The sequence below is a fragment of the Pseudomonas chaetocerotis genome, from assembly GCF_015712105.2.
Classification (GTDB): Bacteria; Pseudomonadota; Gammaproteobacteria; order Pseudomonadales; family Pseudomonadaceae; genus Aquipseudomonas; species Aquipseudomonas chaetocerotis.
The window spans coordinates 182,597-208,825 of record NZ_JACFYX020000009.1; the positions used below are offsets into that span (position 1 = coordinate 182,597).

Below are 26,229 nucleotides of genomic sequence, written 5' to 3' on the forward strand. Positions count from 1 at the left end.
CAGCAGGCCGGGTTTTTCATTTCTGCATCTCGCCTGCGCAACTAGGTTCTGTACGAAAAGTCGTCGAGCGAAGGTCAGGCAATACCGATGGCGGCCCCGCAAAAACCGGTGAGGAAGCGCAGTTTACGAGTGGTAAATGAGCATTCGACCGGGCTGGCGTTCCAGCCGGTTTTTAACGAAGCATCACCGAGCGCAGGCACTTTTCGTACAGAGCCTAGAGCAATCTGCGCGGTGAAAACTCCACCCCCTGCTCCTCCACACGATTGACCGCCTGACTCAGTACGCGGTCGGCACGGACCGGCCCGAGAAACTCGCAGAGCCCGATATAGAGCAGGTTCAGCAATTTGCGCAGTTGCTCCAGCCCCAGGTTGGCGATACCGTCGCCCCCGCCCTGCTCCAACCAGATACGTAAACGCGCCGACAGTTCGGAGCTCACCCCCATACCGGACAGGTTGCCGGCGGCAAAGCGTCTTAGCGCCGCCTGCTGCGCGCTATCGAGTTGCTCCAGCAAGGCCTGGTTCAGGGCCAGGAAGGTGGTTTGCGCGGTACTATCCGGGGTCGCCACCTGCCGCACAGCCTCGTTGCGTCCCTGGCGCCAGGCAGCCAGTTGCTCCTCTGGGTCAGGCAGCAGCTGCGAGGGCGGTCCCGTCAGGGCGCCAACCAACTCTCGGTAAAGACGTGCGCGTTCGAGCTTGCGCTCGGTACGCAGCACCACCTCGGCCAGAAATTCATTGAGGGCGAACGGCGGTTGCTCGGCGTATTTGTTCTCCCACAGCGCCAGCAACGGCCAGACCTCTTCATCCGAAAAGTGTCCAGCCAGGCCGGTGTAGATCGCGCGACGACGCAGGCTCAATCTCATCCTCAGCCCCTCCTCGACCATTGCTCGCTGTCGAAGGTCTGCGTCAGGTTGAACTCCGGATAACCGACCTCGGCATGTTCGGCAAAATCCAGCCCGCGCTGCTCATGCTGGGTCGAAACCCGCAGCCCCATGATCTTGGCCAGCAGGAAGTAGAACACCAGGGCAACCGGAAAGGCCCAGAGAAAAGCTGCCGCAGCACCCAATGCCTGCACCGCGACACGCTCCCAGTTGAACAGGTCGCCCTGATAGAACAGGCCTGCCGCCAGCGTGCCCCAGATGCCGGCGAACCCGTGGACCGGAATCGCGCCGACCACATCATCGAGCTGCAGGCGATCAAGCAGACGCATGCCGTAGACCACGACGAAACCGGCGACAAGACCACTGAGCAGAGCGAAACCCGGCGCCATGCTGGCGCAACCGGCGGTGATGCCGACCAGCCCGCCAATCGAACCATTCACCGTCGTGGTCAGCAATACCGGGCTGGCCGTGCTGCGTTGTGCCAGCAGAGCGCCGAGCGCACCAGCGACCGCAGCCAGATGCGTATTCAAGGCGATCAACCCAAGACTGCTGCTGACTTCCAGGTTGCTGCCGGCGTTGAAACCGAACCAACCCACCCAGAGGATGAAACCGCCCAATGCCACCAGACCAAGATTGTGCCCCGGGATCAAGCGTGCCTTGCCATCAGGAGCGAAACGCCCGAGACGCGGGCCCAGCACCAGAATCCCTGCCAGCGCGCACCAGGCACCGACGCTGTGCACCACGGTCGAGCCGGCGAAATCGATAAAGCCCAGCTTGGCCAACCAACCCTGACCGCCGTACAGACCGCCCCACACCCAACTGCCGAATATCGGATAGATCACTCCACTGATCAGTACCGCGCCAATCAGATAGGCGCCATAGCGTGTGCGTTCGGCCATGGCACCACTGGCGATGGTCGCAGCGGTGGCGGCGAACATCATCTGAAACAACAGGAAGGTGTAATCCCAGGGCTCGCCGTCATTCAGCGCGAAGTGACTCATGCCGAACCAGCCCGTGACATTGGCACCGAACATCAGGCCGAAGCCGAACAACCAGAACACGATGCCGCCCACGCAGCAGTCCATGTAGTTCTTCATCATCACGTTGACGGCGTTCTTGGCCCGTGACATGCCGCTCTCCAGCAAGGCGAACCCCGCCTGCATGAAGAACACCAGCACGCTGGCCAACACCAGCCAGGCTGTATTGGCGGCCTCTTCGCTGGCGGCATGGGCCTGTGGGGCAAAGCTGACAGCGACGAGCAACAGCATGAGCGTTTTCATCACGAGTCCCCTCCTGGTCGATGCCCGGCCTTCGCAACTCTTGTGCCAGCGGCGAAGCAGGCGACAGGTGGCGCGTCACAGGGCGTAACAACGACGGAAAGTCAATATGACAAAAGGTGTTCAAGTACGGCGCAATCGCACCGACACAGAGCAGTGAGTCGGCCTCCAAGCGGCGATTCGCACCAGGAGCGTTCCTTGTGGAATAAATAGTGCCACCAGGCATGATGGCCCTTTGACGGCCAGGCCTAGATTGCCAATACTCTCGTCTGACTGACGCTGCAAGCATCGACATAAGGAATTGCCTTTGAAGCTGGAATTGAAGAACAGCTTGTCACTCAAGTTGCTCCGCGTGGTGCTGTTGTCAGCACTCGTAGTAGGGGTGGTATTGAGTTGTGCGCAGATTGTCTTCGACGCCTACAAGACACGTCAGGCGGTGGCCAACGATGCCCATCGCATCCTCGGCATGTTCCGCGATCCTTCGACCCAGGCGGTATATAGCCTGGACCGCGAGATGGGCATGCAGGTGATCGAGGGGCTGTTCCAGCACGAATCGGTGCGTCACGCCTCCATTGGCCACCCCAACGAACCCATGCTGGCCGAGCGGACTCGCGATCTGGCGCAGATGCCGACTCGCTGGCTGACAGACCCGATCCTCGGTCAGGAGCAGTTGTTCGCCACCAAACTGGTCGGCCGTGGCCCTTACAGCGAGTATTACGGTGACCTCAACATCACCCTCGATACGGCCCCTTATGGCGAAAGCTTCGTCACCAACTCGGTGATCATCTTCATCTCAGGGGTGCTGCGCGCCTTGGCCATGGGCCTGGTGCTCTATCTGGTCTATCACTGGCTGCTGACCAAACCGCTGTCGAAGATCATCGAGCACCTCACCAACATCAATCCCGACCGCCCCAGCGAACACAAGCTGCCCATGCTCAAGGGCAACGAGAAGAACGAGCTGGGTTTGTGGATCAACACCGCCAACCAGTTGCTGGCCTCCATCGAGCGCAACACCCACCTGCGCCGTGAAGCCGAGAACAGCCTGCTGCGCATGGCTCAGTACGACTTCCTCACCGGCCTGCCCAATCGCCAGCAGCTGCAACAGCAGCTCGATCAGATTCTCGAAGATGCCGGCCGCCTGCAGCGTCGCGTCGCCGTGCTCTGCGTCGGCCTGGATGACTTCAAGGGCATCAACGAACAATTCAGTTACCAGAGCGGCGACCAGTTGCTGCTCGCACTGTCCGACCGCCTGCGCAGCCACAGCGGCCGTCTCGGCGCACTCGCCCGCCTGGGCGGTGACCAGTTCGCTCTGGTTCAAGCCGACATCGAACAACCCTACGAAGCCGCCGAACTGGCGCAGAGCGTACTCGACGATCTGGAGCTGCCCTTCCTGCTCGATCAGCACGAGGTGCGCCTGCGCGCCACCATCGGCATCACCCTGTTCCCGGAAGATGGCGACAGCACCGAAAAGCTGCTGCAGAAAGCCGAACAGACCATGACCCTGGCCAAGAGTCGTTCGCGCAATCGCTACCAGTTCTACATCGCCAGCGTCGACAGCGAAATGCGTCGCCGTCGTGAGCTGGAAAAGGATCTGCGCGATGCTCTGGCGCAGAACCAGCTGCACCTGGTCTATCAGCCCCAGATCGACTACCGCGACCATCGCGTGGTCGGCGTCGAAGCGCTGCTGCGCTGGCAGCACCCGCAACATGGCTTCGTCGCGCCGGACCTGTTCATTCCGCTGGCCGAGCAGAACGGCACCATCATCCCCATCGGTGAATGGATTCTCGACCAGACCTGCCGCCAGCTGCGCGAATGGCATGATCAGGGCTTCAGCGATCTGCGCATGGCCATCAACCTGTCCACCGTGCAGTTGCACCATGCCGAGCTGCCGCGCGTGGTCAACAACCTGATGCAGGTCTACCGCTTGCCGCCCAAAAGCCTGGAGCTGGAAGTCACCGAGACCGGCCTGATGGAAGACATCAGCACCGCAGCCCAGCACCTGCTCAGCCTTCGCCGCTCCGGCGCGCTGATCGCCATCGACGACTTCGGTACCGGCTATTCCTCGCTGAGCTATCTGAAAAGCCTGCCGCTGGACAAGATCAAGATCGACAAGAGCTTCGTGCAGGATCTGCTCGAAGACGAAGACGACGCCACCATCGTTCGCGCCATCATCCAGCTGGGCAAGAGCCTGGGCATGCAAGTCATCGCCGAAGGTGTGGAAACCGCCGAGCAGGAGGCCTACATCATCGCCCAGGGCTGCCATGAGGGTCAGGGCTATCTCTACAGCAAACCGCTGCCAGCGCGCGAGTTGACGCTGTTCCTCAAGCAGTCGAGACGCCTGAGCTCAGCCGCAACGCTCTGACACGACCACCAACGAAAACGCCGCGATCAATCGCGGCGTTTTCGTTCGCGCCCGGCAAAACAACTCACCAGTGCTGTACACCCAGCAGCCAGGCCGTGGCCAGTGCGCCGACCACGCACAGTACAGCGCCACCAGCGGCTCGCCAGTAGAAGCTGCGGGCCAGCTCGTCCTCTCCGCTGTTGGAGAGAATGAACGGCTGGCGCTCAACGGGCTTGGCCATCTGATGCCGCGCCGGCTCGGACGCCTTTTGCCGGTGCCGATCTTCGGCTTCCAGTTGCGCCGCCAGACGCACGCGACTCCACTCCTGCTCGTCGAGCTCGCCGTTGCCGTCACTGTCGAAACGCCGCAACAGGCCGACGTAATCGCCCTTCCATTCGCGGATCACTTCGCCCTGAGCGGCATGCCTGTCGAACCCCTGCTGCGCAGCGCCGCGGGTGCGAAAATCACCGATGGCATACAGCGGCTGGCCGACGTGAAAGCGCTCTTCACTGTAGCGATAGCGCTGGCCGCTGGTGAGAAAACCGAACAATCCGGTCTTGGCCGGCCCCAGCGGATGCCGCAGGTTGCCCTCCCAGACTTCACGCACCGCCGCACGAATCTCTGCACCACGCGGGTCGATCAGGCATTCGCCGGTACCATCGACCAGGCGCAACCAGGCGTCACTGGCGCCACTCTCGATCACCCGCCAACTGCGCTTCTTGCCGCTGGAGCGATATTCCTCGATACGAAAGCGCCACCACAGGCAGGGTTTGCCGGTCAGCGGCCCACGCAACTGCATGTCCGGCAAGGCTTCGAGCACACCATAGAGTTCGACGTAGCCCTGCGCCGCCGAGCGAATCTTCGAGGTCGGCGTGTCGAGCAGATGGCGCGCCTGCGACCAACCCCGCAGGCACCACCAGGCACCGCCCAGGCAGGCACCGAGGGTGAAGGTGAGCGTGAAGAAGAAGCCAAAAGGGTCGACCTGCATCATCGGCAAGTTCTCAGTTGAACAGTGACTTCATGTCCACATCGGCTTTCTCCGCCTCGCTGAACACCAGCAGCTCGGCAGCCTGGAAGTTGAACATGCGTGCGATGAGCACGTCGGGGAACTGCTCGATGCGCACGTTGTTGAGGTTGACCGCCTCGTTGTAAAGCTCGCGGCGGTCGGCGATGCCATTTTCCAGGCCGCTGATGCGCTGCTGCAGGTGCTGGAAGCTGTCGTTGGCCTTGAGCTCCGGGTAGTTCTCCGCCAGCGCGAAAAGCTGACCGAGGCCCGCGCGCAGACCGCTTTCGGCCTTGCCCAGGGCGCCGACATCATGTTGTTCGCGAGCACTGGCAACGGCGCTACGCGCTGCAATCACCCGCTCCAGCGTCGAGCCTTCGTACTGCATGTACTGCTTGCAGGTTTCCACCAGTTTGGGCAATTCGTCATGCCGTTGCTTGAGCAGCACGTCGATGTTCGACCAGGCCTTGCTCACGCCATGCTTGAGGCGTACCAGTCCGTTGTACAGCGACACCGCGTAGGCGCCGAGCAGGACGAGGACAACGATGATGATCACGGCGGTCAGGCTCATGCAGTTTTCTCCAGGCAGAACTGCGAATCGGGTGCTGGCATTCTAACGGCAACGAGGTGGCTCGGTAGCGATATCCCGCACAGCGACGAATAATGGCCTTTACACATAATGCGAAACATTTGCATTATGTTGCAGTTTTTCAGGTACTTCTGGGTACCATCCACATTTCGTACATGCAAAGGACCCCGCCATGATTCGTATGCCTCTGGCCTCCGCCAGCCTGCTGGCCATCGCCATTTCCCTCGCTGGCTGTGGCGAAGACAAAGCCCCCGCGACCCAGGCAGCTGCACCTGCTGCCACCACCGAGAGCACGGCGCCAGCCACTGCGGCGAAGGTCGACGAAGCAGCGGCGAAGGCCGTGGTCAACCATTACGCCGATCTGGCCCTGGCCGTGTTCAGCGACGCCGCCAGCACCGGCAAGACCCTGCAGACTGCCGTCGATGCACTGCTTGCCGATCCCAGCGAAGCGACCCTGAACGCTGCGCGCGAAGCCTGGCTGGCCGCACGCGTGCCGTACATGCAGACCGAAGTGTTCCGTTTCGGTAACCCGGTGGTCGACGAGTGGGAAGGTCAGCTCAACGCCTGGCCGCTGGACGAAGGCCTGATCGACTACGTGGCCGAAGACTACCAGCACGCCCTGGGCAACCCGGGCGCGCAAGCCAATATCATCGCCAATACCGAGATCCAGGTTGGCGAAGACAAGGTTGACGTCAGCGAAATCACTGGCGAGCTGCTGGCCAGCCTGAACGAGCTAGGCGGCTCCGAAGCCAACGTCGCCACCGGCTACCACGCCATCGAATTCCTGCTCTGGGGCCAGGACCTCAACGGCACCGAGCCAGGCGCCGGCGAGCGCCCCTACACCGACTATGTAGTGGGTGAAGGCGCTACCGGTGGCCACAACGAGCGCCGCCGCGCCTTCCTCAAGGCAGCTACCGACCTGCTGGTGAGCGACCTGAACGACATGGTCGAGCAGTGGAAAGACGGCGTGGAAGGCAACTACCGCAGCGAACTGGTCGCCGAGTCGGCCGACAACGGTCTGCGCAAGATGCTGTTCGGCATGGGCAGCCTGTCGCTCGGCGAACTGGCGGGCGAGCGCATGAAGGTCGCGCTGGAAGCCAACTCCACCGAAGACGAGCACGACTGCTTCAGCGACAACACCCACAACTCGCACTTCTACAACGGTAAAGGCATTCGTAACGTCTACCTGGGCGAGTACAAGAAGGTCGACGGCAGCATCCTGACCGGCCCAAGCCTGTCCGAGCTGGTGGCCAAGGCTGACGCCCAGGCCGATGCCACCCTCAAGGCCGACCTGCAGGAAACCGAAGCCAAGCTGCAGGTGCTGGTCGACAGCGCCGAGAAGAACAACGTGCACTTCGACCAGTTGATCGCGCAAGGCAACACCGAAGGCCAGCAACTGGTACGTGACGCCATCGCTGCGCTGGTCAAGCAGACCGGCGCCATCGAGCAGGCTGCGGGCAAGCTGGGCATCAGCGACCTGAACCCGGACACCGCCGATCACGAATTCTGATCGATGTAGCGGGCTGAAAAAGCCGGCGCCTCCGCAAGGAGCGCCGGCTTTTTTATGGCAGCTGTTACCGTTCGGTAGGGTGCGCCGTGCGCACCGGAGAAAGGTTCGGGCTGCTGGTGCGCACGGCGCCCCCTACGAACCCCGTACCACGCCACTGCGGTACTCACCCGGAGTCACGCCATAGACCTGCTTGAACTGTCGCGACAGGTGGCTCTGATCGGCGAAGCCCAACTGCATCGCCACGCTGACCGCCGCACAACCGCCCTTGAGCATCGCCCGCGCCTGCTCGAGGCGCCGCTGCTTGAGCCAGGCATGCGGCGGCAAACCGGTCGCGCGGCGGAACACTCGAGCGAAATGAAACGGTGAAAGATTGACCGCAGCCGCCAGTTCCTCCAGCGTGGGCGGCTCGATCAGCCGCTCGGCGAGCATCTGCTTGGCGCACGCCACTGCCCAGGGCTCGCGTCCAGGGGCAGGCGGTTCGGCAAGCTGTGCATGATGCTGAAACAGCAGCAGGATCGCCTCACGCCAGGCCAGTTGCTGCTGCAGCGCCTCAGCACCGCCCTCGAGCAGCTGATGCAACTGCAGAAAGGCCGCGTGCAAACGCGGATCATGCAGCACGCTGAAGGAAAACGACGGCATACCGGCCTTGGCCAGGCCCAGCTCCTGCAGCGCCCCCAGTACCTGGGCGTTATCAGGATAGAAACCGCGATAGCGCCAACCGTCTTCGTGCGCCTTGGAGCCGGTGTGCACTTCGTCAGGGTTGATCAGCACCATGCTGCCCTGAGGTGCCAGGTGATCACAGCCGCGATGATGAAAACGCTGGGCACCATGTTCTATCACGGTGAACACAAAACCTTCATGCACGTGAGGTGCGAAGCGTTGTTCAAGGTAGCGCGCCTGCAACAGCTCGACGCCGCTCAATGCGGAGGCTTGCCAGAAGCGGGTCTGCTCGCGACTGTGCATGAGAGTCAGGCGCTGAAGCCCGCCTCCATGGCCTCACGCAGCGCCGGCCATTCCATATCGGTGATGCTGTACAGCAGGGTGTCATCGAGACGGCCGTCGGCCAGACGGCGATGGTTGCGCAGCAATCCTTCACGAACGGCACCCAGCTTCTCGATGGCGCGTTGCGAACGCAGGTTGCTGGCGGCAGTTTTCAGTTGCACGCGGACCATGCCCCAGTTTTCGAAAGCGTGCCTGAGCATCAAATACTTGATGCTGGTGTTCAATCCGCGGCCATGCTGGTGTCGGTCGAGCCAGGTCCAGCCGATTTCACAGGCCGGAAGGGCATTCATGAAGTCGGCGAAGCGGGTGGTGCCCACCAACTCGTCACCCAGGCGAATGACGAACGGCAGTGCACGCTGCTCGCGCATATCGGCCAGAGCGCTGCGGTACCAATCCAGTCGCTGGGTACCGCTCATGTACAGCAGTTCCTCCCGGTTGGCTTCGGCCAGCGCCACCAGCGCGGGGATATCGGCGTCGGAAAGCGGTTCCAGGCGCAGAGCGCCACGTTGCAAAGTCACCAACTGCGGCTTGAACATAGGGCTTCCTCAGGGTCCTTCCTTGGGCAGAATCGCAAACGGGCCAAACTATCAGCCCCCAGGCTTTGGCACAATCGAGTCCTGTCGCAAAGCACGCCTGCCTGGCTGCGACCTTGGTCGCAGCCGACAGCGCCCGGCTTTGTGCAACACTGATCAGCATCGGCCTCGCCTCGGCGGCCTGGCTCATTTCGTTTCACTGCACGCTTCGGAGTCTGCATGTCGCTGTCCCCCGGGCTGATCGCCGCGGTCGCTCTCCTCTACATGGCCATTCTGTTCGCCATCGCTTTCTATGGCGACCGCCGCAGCGCACCCATGCCGCCGAAGATTCGCGCCTGGGTCTACTCACTGTCGCTGGCCGTGTACTGCACCAGCTGGACCTTCTTCGGCGCCGTCGGCCAGGCCGCCGAACAGTTATGGTCGTTCCTGCCGATCTACCTCGGCCCGATCATCCTGCTGCTGACCATGCCCTGGGTGCTGCAGAAGATGGTGATGATCAGCAAGCAGGAGAACATCACCTCCATCGCCGACTTCATCGCCGCGCGCTACGGCAAGTCGCAGTCGCTCGCCATCGTCGTGGCGCTGATCTGCCTGGTCGGCGTGCTGCCTTATATCGCACTGCAGCTCAAGGGCATCGTCCTCGGGGTCAACCTGCTGATCGGCGAGCACGCACTGGACACCGGCACCAGCGCGCAGGACACGGCGCTGATCGTGTCGCTGGCACTGGCGCTGTTCACCATTCTGTTCGGCACGCGCAACCTCGACGTCACCGAGCACCACCGCGGCATGGTGCTGGCGATCGCGTTCGAATCGCTGGTCAAGCTGCTGGCCTTCCTCGCCGTGGGCGCCTTCGTCACCTTCGGCCTGTACAACGGTTTCAATGACCTGCTCGAGCAGGCGCACAACACCGCCGAGCTGGACGAGTTCTGGAACGAGGCGGTGAACTGGCCGGCGATGTTGGTGCAGACTGGCATGGCGATGATCGCCATCGTCTGCCTGCCGCGGCAGTTCCATGTCACCGTGGTGGAGAACATCGAGCCCAAGGACCTGCGCCTGGCGCGCTGGGTATTCCCTGCTTACTTGGTGCTGGCCGTTTTGTTCGTCGTGCCCATCGCCCTCGCCGGCCAGATGCTGCTACCGGCCGGCGTGACACCGGACTCCTTCGTCATCAGCCTGCCCTTGGCCGAAGCCCATCCAGGCCTGGCGGTACTGGCCTTCATCGGCGGCGCGTCGGCAGCTACCGGCATGGTGATCGTCGCCTCGGTGGCACTGTCGACCATGATCTCCAACGACATGCTGCTGCCCTGGCTGCTGCGCCGGCAGAGTACCGAACGGCCGTTCGAGGCCTTCCGCCACTGGATGCTCACCGCGCGCCGGGTCAGCATCGTGCTGATCCTGCTGCTGGCCTACGTCTGCTACCGCCTGCTCGGCGAGGGCGCCAGCCTGGCCACGATCGGCCAGGTCTCGTTCGCCGCCATCGGCCAACTGGCCCCCGCCATGTTCGGCGCACTGGTGTGGAAACAGGCCAACCGCCGCGGCGTGTTCGCCGGCCTGATCTTTGGCGCCATGCTCTGGTTCTACACCCTGGTGTTGCCGCTGGCAGCGCGTGGCATGGGCTGGTCGCTGGACAGCTTCCCCGGCCTGACCACCCTGCTCTACGCCCCCATCGGCCTGCATGTCGACCCGCTGACGCGCGGCGTGGTGCTGTCGCTGGCTGGCAATATGCTCCTGTTCGCCTGGGTTTCCTGGTTCTCGCGCACGCGCGTTTCCGAACACTGGCAGGCCGGGCGCTTCATCGGCCATGACCTGGGCACCAAACCCAGTAGCCGCAGCCTGCTGGCGGTGCAGGTGGCCGACCTGCTGATACTGTCCAGCCGTTTCGTCGGCGAAGAACGCGCACATCAGAGTTTTACCCGCTTCGCTCTGCGCCAGGGCAAAGGCAAGGACTTCGACCCTAACCAGCCGGCCAACAGCGAATGGATCGCCCACACCGAGCGCCTGCTCGCTGGTGTCCTTGGCGCCTCCTCGACCCGAGCGGTGGTCAAGGCCGCCATCGAAGGCCGCGAGATGCAGGTCGAGGACGTGGTGCGCATCGTCGACGAAGCCAGCGAGGTGCTGCAGTTCAACCGCGCCCTGCTGCAGGGGGCGATCGAGAATATTACCCAGGGCATCAGCGTGGTCGATCAGAACCTGCGTCTGGTGGCCTGGAACCACCGCTACCTGGAGCTGTTCGAGTACCCCGAAGGCTTGATCTACGTCGGTCGACCGATAGCCGAGATCATCCGTTTCAATGCCGAGCGCGGCATGCTCGGCGGCGGCGACCTCGAAGAGAACGTCGCCAAACGCCTGTACTGGATGCGCCAGGGTACTGCGCACAGCTATGAGCGGGTCTTCCCCAACGGCCGGGTGATCGAACTGATCGGCAACCCCATGCCGGGTGGCGGTTTCGTCATGAGTTTCACCGATATCACCGAGTTCCGCGAAGCCGAGCGCGCCCTCAAGGAGGCCAACGAAAGCCTCGAACGAAGGGTCGCCGAACGCACCTTTGAGCTGTCGAAACTGAACCAGGCACTGACCGAAGCCAAGGCCCACGCCGAAGCCGCCAACCAGTCGAAAACGCGCTTCCTCGCCGCGGTCAGCCATGACCTGATGCAACCACTCAATGCAGCCCGTTTGTTCTCAGCGGCGCTGGCCCACCAGGATGACGCACTGCCCAACGAAGCTCAGGAGCTGGTCCGACATCTGGACAGCTCGTTGCGTTCAGCCGAGGACCTGATCACCGACCTGCTGGATATCTCGCGCCTGGAGAACGGGCGAATCACCCCGGATCGTCACGCCTTCGCCCTCTCCAGCCTGTTCGATACCCTCGCCGCCGAGTTCGGCGTGCTGGCTGCCGAACAGGGTATCGACCTGCGTGTGCACGGCAGCCGGCAGTGGATCGACAGTGACATCAAACTGCTGCGCCGGGTCTTGCAGAACTTCCTGACCAACGCCTTCCGCTACGCCAAGGGCCGCGTGGTGCTGGGCGTGCGCCGTGAAGGCGGACAGTTGCGCCTGGAGGTCTGGGACCGCGGCATGGGTATCCCCGAAGACAAGCGCAAGGTGATATTCGAAGAGTTCAAGCGCCTGGACAGTCACCAGACTCGTGCAGAGAAAGGCCTGGGCCTGGGGTTGGCGATTGCCGACGGTCTTTGCCGCGTGCTCGCCCATCGACTGGAAGTGCGTTCCTGGCCAGGTAAAGGCAGCGTATTCAGCGTCAGCGTGCCGCTGGCGAGAAAACCGGCGCCGAAGCCGCAAGGCCCAGCCGCACCGGCGGTGGATGGCCACCCTCTGCAGGGCACCCAGGTGATCTGCATCGACAACGAAGACAGCATCCTCACCGGCATGCACAGCCTGCTGTCACGCTGGGGCTGCCAGGTGTGGACGGCGCGCAATCGTCTGGAGTGCGAGTACCTGCTCAGCGAAGATGTGCATCCGCAGCTGGCGCTGGTCGACTACCACCTCGACGAGGGCGAAACCGGTACCGAACTGATGGCCTGGCTACGCACGCGCCTGGGCGAACCGGTGCCAGGCGTGGTGATCAGCGCCGACGGTCGCCCGGAGCTGATCGCCGAGGTGCATGCCGCCGGCCTCGACTACCTGCCCAAACCGGTAAAACCTGCGGCCCTGCGCGCCCTGCTCAGCCGTCATCTGGTGTTGCGCGGTTAGGGGGAGTTGGCGACGGCTACTCCCTTGGCTCTTGTAGGCCGTGTCAATGGCGGGTTGCACCCGCCCTACTCGACTGGTGTTGCGCGGTCAGGGGGCAGTTGACGACGGTGCGCGCGCCCCTACTCGTCACAATCGCCTATGACTGCAGCTCACTCGTCCAGTTCGTCCAGCGCAGGCAGATCGGCAGAGCGTTCGAGCAACTCGCCCGGCAGGCTCTTGCTCGCGCGGGCGCCGAGCAGCTTGAGGTTTTCCACACGGCCAATGAGGTTGCCGCGACCGTCCACCAGCTTGTTGCGAGCACTGGCGTAAGCCTTGTCCAATTGCTGCAGACGACTGCCCATCTCGTCCAGATCGGCGACAAAGGCAACGAACTTGTCGTACAGCTGACCAGCACGTTCGGCAATCTCGCGCGCGTTCTGGCCCTGGCGCTCCTGGCGCCAGAGGCTGTCGATCACCCGCAGGGTAGCCAGCAAGGTGGTCGGACTGACGATCACCACCTGCTGCTCGAAGGCGTCCTGGAACAAGTCCGGCTCGGCTTGCAACGCCGCGGCGAAGGCCGCCTCGATCGGCACGAAGAGCAGGACGAAATCCAGGCTGTGCAAACCTTCCAGGCGCTGATAATCCTTGCCGGACAGGCCCTTGAGGTGACTGCGTAGCGAGATCAGATGTTGCTTCAGCGCCTGCTGGCGAATCGGCTCGTCCGCAGCCACAACGTACTGCTGATAGGCGCTGAGGCTGACCTTGGCATCAACGATCACCTGTCTGTCGCCCGGCAGGCGGATCAGCACATCAGGCTGAAAGCGCTCGCCACCAGCGCCCTTGAGGCTGACCTGAGTGTGGTACTCACGCCCCTTTTCCAGGCCGGCATGTTCCAATACCCGCTCCAGCACCAACTCGCCCCAGTTGCCCTGGGTCTTCTGGCCCTTGAGTGCACGGGTCAGATTGGTCGCCTCGTCGCCCAGGCGCTGATTGAGCTGCTGCAGACGCTCCAGCTCCTTGCTCAGGGAAAAGCGCTCGCGCGCCTCTTGCTGGTAACTCTCGTCCACGCGCTTCTCGAACGCCTGGATACGTTCCTTGAGTGGGTCGAGCAACTGGCCGAGGCGCTGCTGACTGGTCTCGGCGAAACGCTGCTCGCGTTCATCGAAGATCTTCGTCGCCAGCTCGGAGAACTGGGCACGCAGCTCGTTGCGCGCGCCCTGCAAATCATCAAGGCGCTGTTGCTGATTGTCGCGGTTCTCCTGCAATTCAGCAGCCAACGCCGCACACTCGGCAGTGAGGCGGCGCAATTCGGCTTCGTTGCGTTCGCGTTGCTGGTTCCAGGACTGCGCGGCCTCACGCGCAATCTGCCGCTCCTGTTGCAGCCACTCATTCTCACGACGCAAGCCGGCCAGCTCGGTCTGCTGTTCCACCTTGATCTCGCTGACTTCGGCCAACTCAGTGCGACAGGCATCGAGCTGAGCCAGCAAACCGGCCTGGCCCAGTTGCACATGCTCCAGTCGTTCCTGCAGCAGCGCCTGCTCGCCTTGCTCGCGAGCCAGCCTGCGCTGCAAGGACCAAAGGCCAGCTATTAACGGAACCAGCGCAACGACGGCGCCGACGGCAAGAGACAGGGGATCGATTGGCATAGACGCTCCATGTTTGATCGCCATGCAGTATAACCAGCCGACGTTTTACACGAAGCCAGCACGCAATCAGCGCGACAGACGCTCCAGCTCAAGCTGAGCACTACGGTCGCCCGCGCGAGCAGCCTGGCGCAGCAGTTCATAACCGATGCGGCGATCACGGGTATTACCGCAATCGCGACAGAGCAATTGGCCCAACCGGCTTTGCGCCTGCACACAGCCTTTACGGGCAGGCTGCTTGAGCAGGTTGCCGGCGATGCGTTTGACGCTCGGCGTTTGTCCCAGACGTGGACTGTCGAGCAACCAAAGCGCAACGCGCATGGGCAGACGAGAAGAACCGGAACGAGTTGCGAGGGCTGAAGAAGGCAAAGCGCGAGGCATAAATAAAGGAGGGTGACTGCCGGGGCGCGCCACTCTACTCCTTTTTTCTCGAAGGTAAAGTCTTGCCTGCCGGATCGATTGCGGCGGTAGAAAAGAGTTCCCTCACAATCCACAGAAGCTGTGGATAACTCCGTGAACAACTTGGGCGAAAGAAGTCACAGGCCTGATGCTGTGGGGCTCTCAGTCAAACTGTCGATTTTTTCACCAACGAAAAAATTCATATTTTTCATTGACTTAAAAATCAACCACGAAAAATCAAACGTTTAGCGGCGTTTCTGACAGTGATATGGCAGCCTGCTTCAGCATTGTGCACAACTCCCTGCGACAGATCCGCGCAGCGCTCTGTTTCGGGGCATCTGCCGCGCCAATGCAGACGTTACGCGGGGCGCGGCAATTGCCCCTGCACCAGGAATTGCTCCCGGTGAAACAAGCGCGGCTGATCCGGCGTCTGCGCATGCTTGAACGCCACATACTCGCCCGTGGTTTCGCACAACCAGGCCGTGAGATTGCGCGGGCGCTTTTCCGCGAACGCAGCCGGCACGTACAGCGCGACATTGCTGCCACCGTCAGGACAGCGCGCCGAACGGTACTCGAACGCCTCGATACCGACCGCACGCATTACCGCCCCCAGGCGCTGAGATACTCGGTAATCGCTGGGGTGGGCCAACAGTGCGTCATGTTGATCGAAAGGTGGCTGTTGCAACTGGATACCGCGCTCGACGCGGTAACGCGCCTCGAACGTGGAGTGCTCGGAGAGAATACGGCCACTGGGCGGCGCGGTGACCATGCCGCTCCACAGTACGAAGCGGTAGTAAGCAGCCTCGGCCATCGCCGTTTCCAGGCGCATGGCCGCGTAGAACAGACTGGGTTCGTGCGCGGTGCCGAACCGCGAGCCCCAACGTAGCGGTGGATAACGAAACGGCGTCTTGAGCAGATAGTGCAGTGGCTCGGCAGCCTCCGGCAGCGGCGGCTTGCTGCTCTCAAGCAGTTCTTCGAGCAGGGCCTGTTCGGCCAGATTATCCACCAGTTGCAGTGTCGCGACCTGCGCCTGGCTCTCCACCATGCGCAGCAGCTTGCCGCGTAACGGTCGAACCTGCCGTTCGCCGTCGCATAGTTGCCAGATATCCATGGTGATCCCTCCCTGCCTCATATCACTGCCGCGAACCGCGTCGATAATCGGTGCGCATGGCGCCCCCTACCTGTGCTCAGACCTTGCCACGAATGGCGTCCAGATATTCGACGACGCGCACCAGCCCCTGCACCTGACTCATCTGCTGCAGCGGCACACCAGCCAGATGGTGATTCTCGGTGCGCAGGAAATGGCGCATGTCCTGCTGATTGCCGCCAAACAGGGCAAACAGCGCGCGATAGGCGCGAATCAGCAACAGCGCCAACTCGCCGGTCTTGCTCTGCGGACGCAAACCGCCCTGCTCGCTCCAACGGCTGACGGCACTGCGGTGAACGCCGACGATATCGGCCAGCTCCTGCTGCGTCAGCCCCAAATGCTCACGGGTATTGAGCAGGGCTTTGGCCAGTACCGCATCGGCATCGGGCTGAGAGCGAGTCACGGCACTCATCACATCCTCCTTCGCTCGTTTACGACAAAATAAATATTAAAAGCTGTAAATACACAATAGCATGGAAAGCCGCTTGGCACTCACTCGAGCATGGGGTACCGTCCAGTGGACCGCACCGAGCAAGGAACACTCATGAGCCGCCGGCGTTTCTGGCTGAGCACCTGCGTAGCGATACTGGCGCTGCTGTCGCTACTGGCCTGCTATGTCGGCTACCGCATGCAGCACCTGCTCGAGCAACAGCACATCGAGCTGGACTGGCAGCGACTGGGTCTGTCCTGGCGCGGCCTGCAGTTTCAGGGTGCAAGCCTGGTCCAGCACCGTGACGGCGAGCTGCAGGTGCAAAGCGGTCAGTTGCGTCTCTACTGGCTGGCCCGTGAAGCACCTCGCTACCGCCTGGTTGCCCAGGATTTGCGCCTGTCATGGCAACCCACCCTGGGAGAGTCCGAGAGCCGGAACGACAGCGATCTGACCAGCCTCCTGCAAACCCTGAGCAATGCCCTGCCATGGCTTCCACGGCACATCGAACTGCGCAACGCCCAGGCGCAACTGCCCTGCAGCAGCGGCCGCTGCGCACTGCAGGGCGACATCGATCTGCGTTTTCTGGACGATACCTTGCAATTGCAGACGCTGCTGCTGCGCGGAGCACACAGGGCGCAGTTGCAAGCCCAACTGACCGGACTGGGCAGCGAGCTGAACAGCCAGCGACAGCTGCAGATGAACCTGCACCTCGACGATCAGCCGCAGATCGCCCTGCATAGCGACTTGCAGGCTCAGGCCGATGCCCTGCAATGGAGCGGCGAGCTTGAGGTTACCGCGCTGCAGGACATGGCCTGGCTCGCCGAGTGGCTGGGCGAGTGGACGCGGCTCGACGCTGCCGCTCTACCGGCCACGCCCCGCCAAGCCGGCATGAACGCTCAGTGGCAACTGCAGGTGCCGCAGAGCACCGCTACGCTCAGCAAACTGCTGGAAACCTCCGGATGGCTGCAGGTCGACACGCACATACCGCACCCCTGGCCGCTTCCCGGTGTCGGCCTGGTCAGTGGTGAACTGGCGCTCGATCTACGCAACACCCTGGGAAGATGGCAGGCCCGTCGCTTGAACGGCCAACTGCAGCTCGACACGCAGGACGCGCCCTGGCTGGCGTCACTGCCGAACGGGCTGCGGCCGCAGCAATTGCAGTTGCACCTCACGCCACTGGACAGCGATGTCGATGAGGCGCTGGCCCTGCAGTTGAAGGTCAGCGGCCAAGGCCCGCTGGAACTGCAGGCGGATGCCGAGCTCGCCCTGCACCAATCCCCCGACTGGGCACTCGAAGTCCGACACCTGCAGCTCGAGTCTCGTAGCACACGCGTGGACCTGGATGACAGCCGTCTCGATGACCTGCGCCTGAACCTTGGCCTTCAGGGCCGCGTCACGGCGCAGCAATTGCAGCTCACCCTGGCCGACAGCTCCCGTATCGACATCCAGCGCCTGCGCAGCGCCGAGCTGGACCTGCAACAAACCCAGGCGACGCTGGCCGGCCTCAGCCTGATCGGTGCCCCGAGTGCACCCACTCTGTCCGGCCCGCTGGGTCTGCGTATCCAGCGCCTGCACCATCCCCAATTGCAGGCGCAAGGCTGGCAATGGCAGGGACGCATACAGGCCGACAACGGCAGCCAGACCCTCGACGGTGCACTACTGGCCGATTCGGGCCTGAGCATGGCGCTGCGCCTGACCAACACGGCCAATGCGCTGAACATCAACGCCACTCTGGACGAGTTGTTCCTGCGCGCCGGCAATCCACTGGCACAAACCCTGTTCGACTGGCCGCCGCTGCTGGCGCTGGACAACGGCCGCGTTCAGGCCGAGGCCGACCTGCAAATACCCAGCAGCAAGCCCTTGCAACTCAGGGCCAGCCTGACAGGCAAGGGCTTGGCCGGCATCTATGACCGCACCACCTTGAGCGGTCTCGATGCCGAGCTGCAGCTGCAGTTGACCGGTGACCGACTTCGCCTCGACCTGCCTCGGTTGAGTGCCAGGCAGCTCGACCCCGGCATCGAGCTCGGCCCTTTGCAGCTGCAGGCCAGCTACCGGGCCAGCCTGCAAGAGCCGCTGGCGGGCAGCCTGACCCACCAGCGCGCCGAACTGGGCATTCTGGGCGGCAGCCTGAGCCTGGCGCCCGCAACCTGGGCGCTGGAGCAACCCAGCCAGTTGCTGCCCCTGCAGCTCAGCGGCCTGGATCTGCAGGAACTGTTTCGCGCCTATCCGGCCGAAGGGCTGGCCGGTAGCGGGCTGATCGACGGCACCCTGCCGCTGCGCATGGATGGAGCCATCAGCATCGAGAAGGGCCTGATCGAAGCGCGGTCACCGGGTGGGCGACTGAGTTTTCATTCACCACGCATTCGCGCCATGGGTCAGGCCAACCCCGGCATGAAGCTGGTCACTGACGCACTGGAAGACTTTCACTACGATCAGCTAAGCAGTAGCGTCGACTATGATCCGTCCGGCAAACTGCTGCTGGGCATGCGCCTGCACGGACAGAACCCGGCCATCGAGAAAGGCCGGCCCATCCACTTCAACATCAATCTGGAAGAAGACATTCCGGCCTTGCTGGCCAGCCTGCAACTGACCGACAAGGTAAGCGGCATCATCCAGCAACGGATTCAGCAATGGATGCGCCAGCGTGTCCCTCAAGAACCAAAGGAGTAGCGCCATGCGCACGTACCGCCTCCTCACAGTCCTGAGCCTGGGGCTGCTGTGCCAGGCCTGTACCCCGACGGTACAACTGGCGATGCCGAACGAACCGATCAACATCAACCTGAACGTCAAGGTCGAGCACGAAATCTACATCAAGGTGGACAAGGCTCTGGACAGCGTATTCAACGAAGACAGTGGTCTGTTTTGAGACCGCCATGTCGGTATGAACAGGTTCTATGGAGAGAGACGATGATTCGATACATTTCGACCCTGCTGCTGGCGCTGACCCTCAGCCTGCCGGCCTACGCACTGAACCTCAACCAGGCCATGAGCGCCCTCGGCGATGCCAAGGCCAGCGGCCAGTTGGGCGAACAACCCAATGGCTACCTGGGCGTGATCAAACCCGGCGGCCAAGCCGATGAAATCGCCCGCCTGATAAACCAGGCGCGTCGCGCCGAGTATCAGAAGGTGGCGCAGGACAATGGCATCAGCCTGAACGACGTGGAAGCCATCGCCGGCAAGAAGGCCATCGAACGCACGCCCAAGGGGCAGTTCATCCAGTTGAACGGCCAGTGGCTGCAGAAGTAGCGGCCACGCTCACGCACCGGGAGCGCGCAGCGCCCTGTAGAAACGAAAGAACCCGCCTAGGCGGGTTCTTTGCTGTGCAAGCGCAGTGATCAGGCGCCGGCTTTGCTCACGGCATCCTTGATCAGGGTCTGCAGCTCGCCCTTCTCGTACATCTCGGTGAGGATGTCGCTACCGCCGACCAGCTCACCGCCGACCCACAGCTGCGGGAAGGTCGGCCAATTGGCGTACTTCGGCAGGTTGGCACGGATTTCCGGATTCTGCAGGATGTCGACGTAGGCGAACTTCTCGCCGCAACCCATCACCACTTGGGCAGCACGGGCGGAGAAGCCACACTGCGGCGCATTAGGCGAGCCTTTCATGTACAGCAGAACGGTGTTGTTGGCGATCTGCTCTTTGATGGTTTCGATGATATCCATGGGGGCACCTCAGCATAGACTTCGCGACCCAACGGTCGCCACGGTGGCGCGATTGTAGCGAAAAGCCGAGCATAATGCTCGGCCTTGCCGAGCATCCCTAGAACTGTTTACGACCTAGCGAGCTAGAGCCATGCAAGGCAAAAACAGGCGAGGACGCGGAGTTTACAAGTTGTAAATGAGCAGTCCGAGCCTGTTTTTAACGCAGCAGGGCCGACGCGCAGCAGGTCGTTACGCAGCGACCACCTCCACCGGCACACCATTAAGCACCGCATTGCCGGACAGCGCATCGAGCTGACGCTCGTCGGTCAGGTCATTGGCGCTGGCACCCGGCTGCGAACGGGCGATATCCATCTGCACACCGGGTCGAGCGTGGCCCCAACCATGCGGCAGGCTGACCACGCCAGCCATCACCTCATCGCTGGCCGCCACTTCCACCTCGATACTACCCACCCGCGAGCGCACCTGCACACGCTGGCCATCGGTCAAACCACGGCTGGCCAGATCAGCCGGGTTCATCAGCAACTGATGACGCGGCTTGCCCTTCACCAGGCGGTGATAGTTGTGCATCCAGGAGTTATTGCTGCGCACGTGACGACGGCCGATCAGCAACAACTCATGGGCAGCCGGCTGCTGCTGATCGGCAAAGCGCGCCAGATCGGCCAGCAGCAGCCCGGGCGCGACCTGCACCGCCTTGCTCGGCGTTTTCAGGCGCGCAGCAAGATTCGGCTGCAAGGGCCCCAGGTCGAGCCCATGCGGATGCTCGCGCAAGGCCGCCAGGCTGAGTTTGCGCTCGCTACCATCACCGTAGGGGCCGAAACGCAGGCCCATGTCGATCATCTGCTCAGGCGCCATGGTCGGTTTCAACTCGAGGCCATTACGCGCGGCGAAGGCCTTGGCCAGACCGACGAAGATTTCCCAGTCGTGCAGTGCGCCCTCCGGCCTGGCCAAGACTGCCTCGTTGAAACGGGTGACGTTACGCACGGCGAACACATTGAAGGTGGTGTCGTAGTGATCGTGCTCCAGCGGCGCGGTGGGCGGCAGGATCAGGTCGGCATAACGGGTGGTCTCATTGATGTAGAAATCCACCGAAAGCATGAACTCCAGACCGTCCAGCGCCTGTTCCAGCTGACGCCCATTGGGCGTGGACAGCACCGGGTTGCCGGCCACCGTGACCAGCGCGCGGACCTGCCCTTCGCCGGGGGTGAGCATCTCTTCGGCCAGTACCGAGACCGGCAACTCGCCGCCGTATTCCGGCAGGCCGGAAACCCGGCTCTGCCAGCGGTTGAAATGCCCGCCGGAGGTGCTCGCCACCAGATCCACCGCCGGCGTCGTGCAGAGCACGCCGCCACTGCGATCGAGGTTGCCGGTCACCAGGTTGATCACCTGCACCAGCCACTGACACAGCGTACCGAACGCCTGTGTGGAAACCCCCATGCGGCCGTAACACACCGCCTTGTTCGCTGCGGCGAAATCCCGCGCCAGTTGCCGAATGGTTTCGGCCGGCACTCCACAGCGCGCGCTCATGGTTTCGGCATCGAAGCCGGCTATCGCCTCGCGTACCTGCTCCAGCCCTTCCACCGGCAGATGGCTGTCACGCGTCAGGCCTTCCTCGAACAGGGTGTTGAGCAGCGCCAGCAGCAGCGCCGCATCGCTGCCGGGGCGCACGAACAGATGCTGATCAGCGATGGCCGCGGTCTCGCTGCGCCGTGGGTCGACCACCACCAACCTGCCGCCACGTGCCTGGATGGCCTTCAGGCGCTTCTCCACATCGGGCACAGTCATGATGCTGCCGTTGGAAGCCAGCGGGTTGCCGCCCAAGATCAACATGAAGTCAGTGTGATCGATGTCGGGAATCGGAATCAGCAGGCCGTGGCCATACATCAGGTGGCTGGTCAGGTGGTGCGGCAACTGGTCAACCGACGTGGCGGAAAACCGATTGCGGGTTTTCAGCAGGCCGAGAAAGTAGTTGCTGTGGGTCATCAGCCCGTAGTTGTGCACACTGGGATTGCCCTGATAGACCGCCACGGCGTTCTGCCCATGTGCCGCCTGGATTGTGCTCAGGCGCTCTGCCACCAGAGCAAAAGCTTCGTCCCAACCGATGGCCTGCCACTGCTCACCAACGCGGCGCATGGGCTGGCGAATGCGATCCGGGTCATTCTGAATATCCTGCAGCGCCACAGCCTTGGGGCAGATATGGCCGCGGCTGAAACTGTCCTGGGCATCGCCCTTGATCGAGCGAATCTGCGTTGCGCCGTCTGCCTGGGTTTCGGTTTCGATGGCGAGTCCACAGATGGCTTCGCACAGATGACACGCACGGTAATGGAGGGACTTGGTCATGGCCTGGCCTCTTGTTCTGATCCGAGACGACCGGTCAGGTCGCGGGTCTTGAACTATGGGCCGAGCGCGGGAGCGACGCCAGCAGCGTTCGTCTCATGAATCGGCAGGCATCAAGCCTGCCGATTCAGGCAATTACCGATCCGTTCAACGGATGGAGGTAACGGTGCCTTTCTTGCCGGTAACGCTGACGTTAACGGTTTTGTATACGAAGTAATCTTGAACGTTAACTTCGTAACGCGGGGCGACGATCAGGTCGGCGCCCGAAGCCTTGACAGCCTTGTAAGCAGCTGCGGACTTGGCAGAAGCAACCGGGTCGAGACCCAGCGCGAAACCACCTTCACCACCACCGTACGTCACGCCGTCGGCGAACTGAGTATCACCACCGAGCTTGAACACACCGAACAGGATGTTCACCGAAGATTGGCCAGAGATGGATTCGCCTACTTTCACGTCGGCTTTCAGGTTGGTTTTAACGGCACCATTCAGTGGTGCGGTCGGCTGGCTGACGTTCTGGCTGGCACAGCCAGTCAGCAGGACCAGGGCGGACAAGGTGGCAGCATAGGCTACGTGTTTCATGCAAAACTCCTTTGCACAGATATTCCATGGATGTCCCCCATTGCGGGGGGCAATGCATTGCCTCGGAAAGGCGGCGGTATCCTAGAGGCCCATTCTAGAGCGGCGCAATCTATAATTTCAGTTTTATGACATCGCTTACGCCGAATTGGGAAAAGGCTTACAAAACAGGATCAAGCAAGCCTGCGGGCGGCAATTTGCGCCGTCTCGTCATTTCCTTATAAGATCGCGCCTTCCCCTGTTTCGTCGCACCCTGCGGCCTCCTGCCGCAAGTTCTGCTGTTTTTGTCGGTTTTATCCCCGACTGCGGGCTTGCGAACTGTAGTGATAAAGGTAGTTAACGATGAGCGTCAGACACTTTCTCTCGATGATGGATTACACACCGGACGAACTGGTGGGACTGATCCGCCGAGGCATCGAGCTGAAGAATCTGCGCAACCGTGGCGTACTCTTCGAGCCGCTGAAGAATCGCGTACTGGGCATGATCTTCGAGAAGGCCTCGACGCGCACCCGCCTGTCCTTCGAAGCCGGCATGATCCAGCTCGGCGGCCAGGCCATCTTCCTCTCGCCGCGCGACACCCAACTGGGTCGTGGCGAGCCGATCGGCGATGCTGCCATCGTCATGTCGAGCATGCTCGACGCGGTGATGATTCGCACCTTCGCCCACAGTAACCTTACCGAGTTCGCCGCCAAGTCGAGGGTGCCAGTCATCAACGGCCTGTCCGACGACCTGCACCCCTGCCAGTTGCTGGCCGACATGCAGACCTTCCTCGAACACCGCGGCAGCATCGCCGGCAAGACGGTGGCCTGGATCGGCGATGGCAACAATATGTGCAACTCCTACATCGAAGCGGCGATGCAGTTCGACTTCCAGCTGAAGGTCGCCTGTCCTGCCGGCTACGAGCCGGACGCGCGCTTCCTCGCTCTGGCCGGCGAGCGTGTGCAGGTCGTGCGCGACCCGCGCCAAGCCGTGGCCGGCGCCCACCTGGTCAGCACCGACGTGTGGGCCTCCATGGGTCAGGAAGACGAAGCCGAGCAGCGCATGGCGTTGTTCCGTCCTTACCAGGTCACCCGCGAGCTGCTCGACACCGCCGCCGAAGACGTGCTGTTCATGCACTGCCTGCCGGCGCACCGTGGCGAAGAAATCAGCTTCGACCTGCTCGACGACCCGCGCTCAGTGGCATGGGATCAAGCCGAGAACCGCCTGCACGCCCAGAAGGCGCTGCTGGAGATGCTAGTCGAGCCGGCGTACCACCACGCATGAGCCAGCCCCTGCTGCAGCTACGCGGACTGAACTGCGGCTACCACGCGCACAAGGTGGTGCAGGATCTCGACCTGCACCTCAACGCTGGTGATATCGGTTGCCTGCTCGGCCCATCGGGTTGCGGCAAGACCACCACACTGCGCGCCATTGCAGGTTTCGAGCCGATCCTGGAAGGCGAGATCGAACTGGCAGGTGAAGTGATTTCCCGCGCCGGTTTTACCCTGGCGCCGGAGAAACGCCATATCGGCATGGTGTTTCAGGATTACGCCCTGTTCCCCCACCTGAGCGTGGCGGAGAACGTCGCCTTCGGTATCCGCAAACAGCCCAACGCCGAGCGCGCCACTCAAGAGCTGCTGGAGCTGGTCAAACTCGGTAACCTGGCCAAACGCTACCCGCACGAGCTGTCCGGTGGTCAGCAGCAGCGCGTCGCCCTGGCCCGCGCTCTGGCGCCGGAACCGAAATTGCTGCTACTCGACGAACCCTTCTCCAACCTCGATGGCGAACTGCGCAGGCGTCTGAGCCATGAAGTACGAGAAATTCTCAAGGCACGTGGCACCAGCGCCATCCTGGTCACTCACGATCAGGAAGAAGCCTTCGCCGTCAGCGACCACGTCGGCGTGTTCAACGCGGGTCGTCTGGAGCAGTGGGACACACCGTTCAACCTCTATCACGAGCCGCTGACGCCTTTCGTCGCCAGCTTCATCGGCCAGGGTTACTTCATTCGCGGCCAGTTGCTCGGCCCGGAAACGGTGCAGACCGAACTCGGCATGATCCGCGGCAACCGTGCCTATACCTGGGCTCAGGGTAGTGCGGTGGACGTCTTGCTGCGCCCGGACGACATTGTCCCGGACGAGCGCAGCGAGCTGAAGGCGCGCATCGTTGGCAAGACCTTCCTCGGCGCTGCGACGCTCTACCGCCTGCAACTGCCGACCGGCAGCCAGTTGGAATCGATCTTCCCCAGCCATGCCGACCACCAGCCGGGCGACGAAGTGGGCATCCGCGTCGCCGCCGATCATCTGGTGGCCTTTCCGGCTCTCGGCAGCGTCGCCGCACAATTGCAGCTGAGCGAATCAAGTGGCGTGCGCCGGGTCAGCAGCAACTGATCAGAGCATCAGCTGGCCGCTGGCGATATGCCGCGCGTGGCCAGCGATCCTCACCCGTTCGCCCTCCAGACGACAGAGCAGCTCACCACCGCGCGCCGAACACTGGAAGGCACTCAGCGTGGTACGCCCCAGACGCTCGGCCCAGTACGGCACCAGCATGCAGTGCGTCGAGCCGGTCACCGGGTCTTCATCGATACCAATGCTCGGCGCGAAGTAGCGCGAGACAAAGTCGTGCTTTTGCCCGCCGGCAGTCACCAACACACCGAGCCCAGGCAGGGTGGCCAGCGCCGGCAGATTGGGCTTCAGCTCGCGAAGCTCGGCCTCGGAGCCCAGCACCACCATCAGCTCCTGCACGCTGCCATCGCCGTTGCGCAGTGCCAGCACCTGCTCGACCTGGCGCTCCAGCGCACATTCGGCCTGATCGTGTAGAGGCTGCACCACCAATTCCACGCGCCGCACCGGGAAATCCAGCTCCAGACGATCGCCCTGCCGGGTGACCTGCAGCGCTCCGGACAAGCAGTTGAAATCCAGCACCTCGGCCGGTTCCCGATAGACGTCGAACAGCACCTTGGCCGCAGCCAGGGTGGCATGTCCGCAGAGCGGTACCTCGCTGACCGGGGTAAACCAGCGGATATGCCAGGCCCTGCCCTCCTTCACCACGAATGCCGTCTCCGCCAGATTGTGCTCGGCGGCGATGCGCTGCATCAGCGCCTCATCGAGCCAGCGGTCAAGGCGATAGACAATGGCAGGGTTACCGGCGAAGGGCTGATCGGTGAAGGCGTCGATCTGGTGAAATTCGAGGGACATGGGGCGTTCCTGGCCATAGTTGTGAAAGCAGAGCATGCCCAGTTAA

22 protein-coding genes are annotated in these 26,229 nt (G+C 62.5%); 8 read left to right on the forward strand and 14 right to left on the reverse strand.

The features are described 5' to 3' along the window. Window positions 1–214: 214 nt before the first annotated feature. Both H3221_RS17355 and H3221_RS17360 read right to left on the reverse strand, forming a co-directional pair. A complete protein-coding gene (locus tag H3221_RS17355; protein ID WP_196475851.1) occupies window positions 215–859 on the reverse strand; it encodes a hypothetical protein in 645 nt (214 codons plus the stop codon). A gap of 2 nt (window positions 860–861) precedes the next feature. Beyond that, the gene (locus H3221_RS17360) at window positions 862–2,157 is read right to left on the reverse strand and encodes an ammonium transporter (RefSeq protein WP_196475852.1); all 1,296 of its coding nucleotides are present in this window, start codon (window positions 2,155–2,157) and stop codon (window positions 862–864) included. A gap of 304 nt (window positions 2,158–2,461) precedes the next feature. Between H3221_RS17360 and H3221_RS17365 the strand changes: the two genes are divergently transcribed. Beyond that, window positions 2,462–4,516 carry a putative bifunctional diguanylate cyclase/phosphodiesterase gene (locus H3221_RS17365; RefSeq protein WP_072425838.1) on the forward strand — a complete coding sequence of 685 codons (2,055 nt, stop codon included), beginning with the start codon at window positions 2,462–2,464 and terminating at the stop codon, window positions 4,514–4,516. A gap of 64 nt (window positions 4,517–4,580) precedes the next feature. Here H3221_RS17365 and H3221_RS17370 read toward each other — a convergent pair whose 3' ends face one another. Together H3221_RS17370 and H3221_RS17375 are read right to left on the reverse strand one after the other, a co-directional pair. Then, window positions 4,581–5,486: a GIDE domain-containing protein gene (locus H3221_RS17370; RefSeq protein WP_196475853.1), complete on the reverse strand. Its 906-nt coding sequence runs from the start codon at window positions 5,484–5,486 to the stop codon at window positions 4,581–4,583. 10 nt (window positions 5,487–5,496) lie between these two features. Next, entirely contained in the window at window positions 5,497–6,069 is a 573-nt protein-coding gene (locus H3221_RS17375; RefSeq protein WP_074917075.1) for a LemA family protein, read from the reverse strand. A gap of 190 nt (window positions 6,070–6,259) precedes the next feature. Between H3221_RS17375 and H3221_RS17380 the strand changes: the two genes are divergently transcribed. Beyond that, entirely contained in the window at window positions 6,260–7,597 is a 1,338-nt protein-coding gene (locus tag H3221_RS17380; protein ID WP_196475854.1) for an imelysin family protein, read from the forward strand. 132 nt (window positions 7,598–7,729) lie between these two features. Here H3221_RS17380 and H3221_RS17385 read toward each other — a convergent pair whose 3' ends face one another. Both H3221_RS17385 and H3221_RS17390 read right to left on the reverse strand, forming a co-directional pair. Continuing rightward, window positions 7,730–8,560 carry a helix-turn-helix transcriptional regulator gene (locus H3221_RS17385; protein WP_196475855.1) on the reverse strand — a complete coding sequence of 277 codons (831 nt, stop codon included), beginning with the start codon at window positions 8,558–8,560 and terminating at the stop codon, window positions 7,730–7,732. Window positions 8,561–8,565: 5 nt separating this feature from the next. After that, complete coding sequence (locus H3221_RS17390) at window positions 8,566–9,135, reverse strand: GNAT family N-acetyltransferase (protein WP_196475856.1); 570 nt, start codon at window positions 9,133–9,135, stop codon at window positions 8,566–8,568. 216 nt (window positions 9,136–9,351) lie between these two features. Between H3221_RS17390 and H3221_RS17395 the strand changes: the two genes are divergently transcribed. Next, the gene (locus tag H3221_RS17395) at window positions 9,352–12,840 is read left to right on the forward strand and encodes a hybrid sensor histidine kinase/response regulator (protein ID WP_196475857.1); all 3,489 of its coding nucleotides are present in this window, start codon (window positions 9,352–9,354) and stop codon (window positions 12,838–12,840) included. Between the two features lie 149 nt (window positions 12,841–12,989). Here the strand turns inward: H3221_RS17395 and rmuC are convergent, their stop codons facing one another. The 4 genes from rmuC to H3221_RS17415 form a co-directional block, all read right to left on the reverse strand. Continuing rightward, window positions 12,990–14,351, reverse strand: a complete 1,362-nt coding sequence (gene rmuC / locus H3221_RS17400; protein ID WP_196475887.1) for a DNA recombination protein RmuC — start codon at window positions 14,349–14,351, stop codon at window positions 12,990–12,992. 180 nt (window positions 14,352–14,531) lie between these two features. Next, window positions 14,532–14,783, reverse strand: coding sequence for an SEL1-like repeat protein (locus H3221_RS17405; protein ID WP_017675070.1), 252 nt, complete (start codon window positions 14,781–14,783; stop codon window positions 14,532–14,534). 436 nt (window positions 14,784–15,219) lie between these two features. After that, window positions 15,220–15,972 (reverse strand): RES family NAD+ phosphorylase, encoded by a 753-nt coding sequence (locus H3221_RS17410; protein WP_196475858.1) that lies wholly within the window; start codon window positions 15,970–15,972, stop codon window positions 15,220–15,222. A 76-nt stretch (window positions 15,973–16,048) separates the two neighbouring features. Next, complete coding sequence (locus H3221_RS17415; protein ID WP_160019772.1) at window positions 16,049–16,420, reverse strand: antitoxin Xre/MbcA/ParS toxin-binding domain-containing protein; 372 nt, start codon at window positions 16,418–16,420, stop codon at window positions 16,049–16,051. 132 nt (window positions 16,421–16,552) lie between these two features. Between H3221_RS17415 and H3221_RS17420 the strand changes: the two genes are divergently transcribed. From H3221_RS17420 to H3221_RS17430, 3 genes are read left to right on the forward strand one after another with little or no spacing between them, the layout of a single operon-like run. Beyond that, window positions 16,553–19,108, forward strand: coding sequence for a YdbH domain-containing protein (locus H3221_RS17420; protein WP_196475859.1), 2,556 nt, complete (start codon window positions 16,553–16,555; stop codon window positions 19,106–19,108). A 4-nt stretch (window positions 19,109–19,112) separates the two neighbouring features. Next, complete coding sequence (locus tag H3221_RS17425; RefSeq protein ID WP_196475860.1) at window positions 19,113–19,304, forward strand: YnbE family lipoprotein; 192 nt, start codon at window positions 19,113–19,115, stop codon at window positions 19,302–19,304. Between the two features lie 41 nt (window positions 19,305–19,345). Further along, a complete protein-coding gene (locus tag H3221_RS17430) occupies window positions 19,346–19,684 on the forward strand; it encodes a YdbL family protein (protein WP_196475861.1) in 339 nt (112 codons plus the stop codon). Window positions 19,685–19,773: 89 nt separating this feature from the next. Here the strand turns inward: H3221_RS17430 and grxD are convergent, their stop codons facing one another. The 3 genes from grxD to H3221_RS17445 all read right to left on the reverse strand — a co-directional run bounded on the left by grxD (window position 19,774) and on the right by H3221_RS17445 (window position 23,013). Further along, a complete protein-coding gene (grxD, locus tag H3221_RS17435) occupies window positions 19,774–20,100 on the reverse strand; it encodes a Grx4 family monothiol glutaredoxin (protein ID WP_013716756.1) in 327 nt (108 codons plus the stop codon). Window positions 20,101–20,328: 228 nt separating this feature from the next. Next, window positions 20,329–22,437 (reverse strand): molybdopterin oxidoreductase family protein, encoded by a 2,109-nt coding sequence (locus H3221_RS17440; protein ID WP_196475862.1) that lies wholly within the window; start codon window positions 22,435–22,437, stop codon window positions 20,329–20,331. Between the two features lie 144 nt (window positions 22,438–22,581). Continuing rightward, window positions 22,582–23,013, reverse strand: coding sequence for a hypothetical protein (locus tag H3221_RS17445; protein ID WP_160019778.1), 432 nt, complete (start codon window positions 23,011–23,013; stop codon window positions 22,582–22,584). 339 nt (window positions 23,014–23,352) lie between these two features. Between H3221_RS17445 and argF the strand changes: the two genes are divergently transcribed. Beyond that, the gene (gene argF / locus H3221_RS17450) at window positions 23,353–24,273 is read left to right on the forward strand and encodes an ornithine carbamoyltransferase (protein ID WP_196475863.1); all 921 of its coding nucleotides are present in this window, start codon (window positions 23,353–23,355) and stop codon (window positions 24,271–24,273) included. Beyond that, a complete protein-coding gene (locus tag H3221_RS17455) occupies window positions 24,270–25,376 on the forward strand; it encodes an ABC transporter ATP-binding protein (protein WP_196475864.1) in 1,107 nt (368 codons plus the stop codon). Before argF ends, H3221_RS17455 begins: the two co-directional genes overlap by 4 nt. Here the strand turns inward: H3221_RS17455 and H3221_RS17460 are convergent, their stop codons facing one another. Then, window positions 25,377–26,183 (reverse strand): PhzF family phenazine biosynthesis protein, encoded by an 807-nt coding sequence (locus tag H3221_RS17460; RefSeq protein ID WP_196475865.1) that lies wholly within the window; start codon window positions 26,181–26,183, stop codon window positions 25,377–25,379. Between the last annotated feature and the right edge of the window lie 46 nt (window positions 26,184–26,229).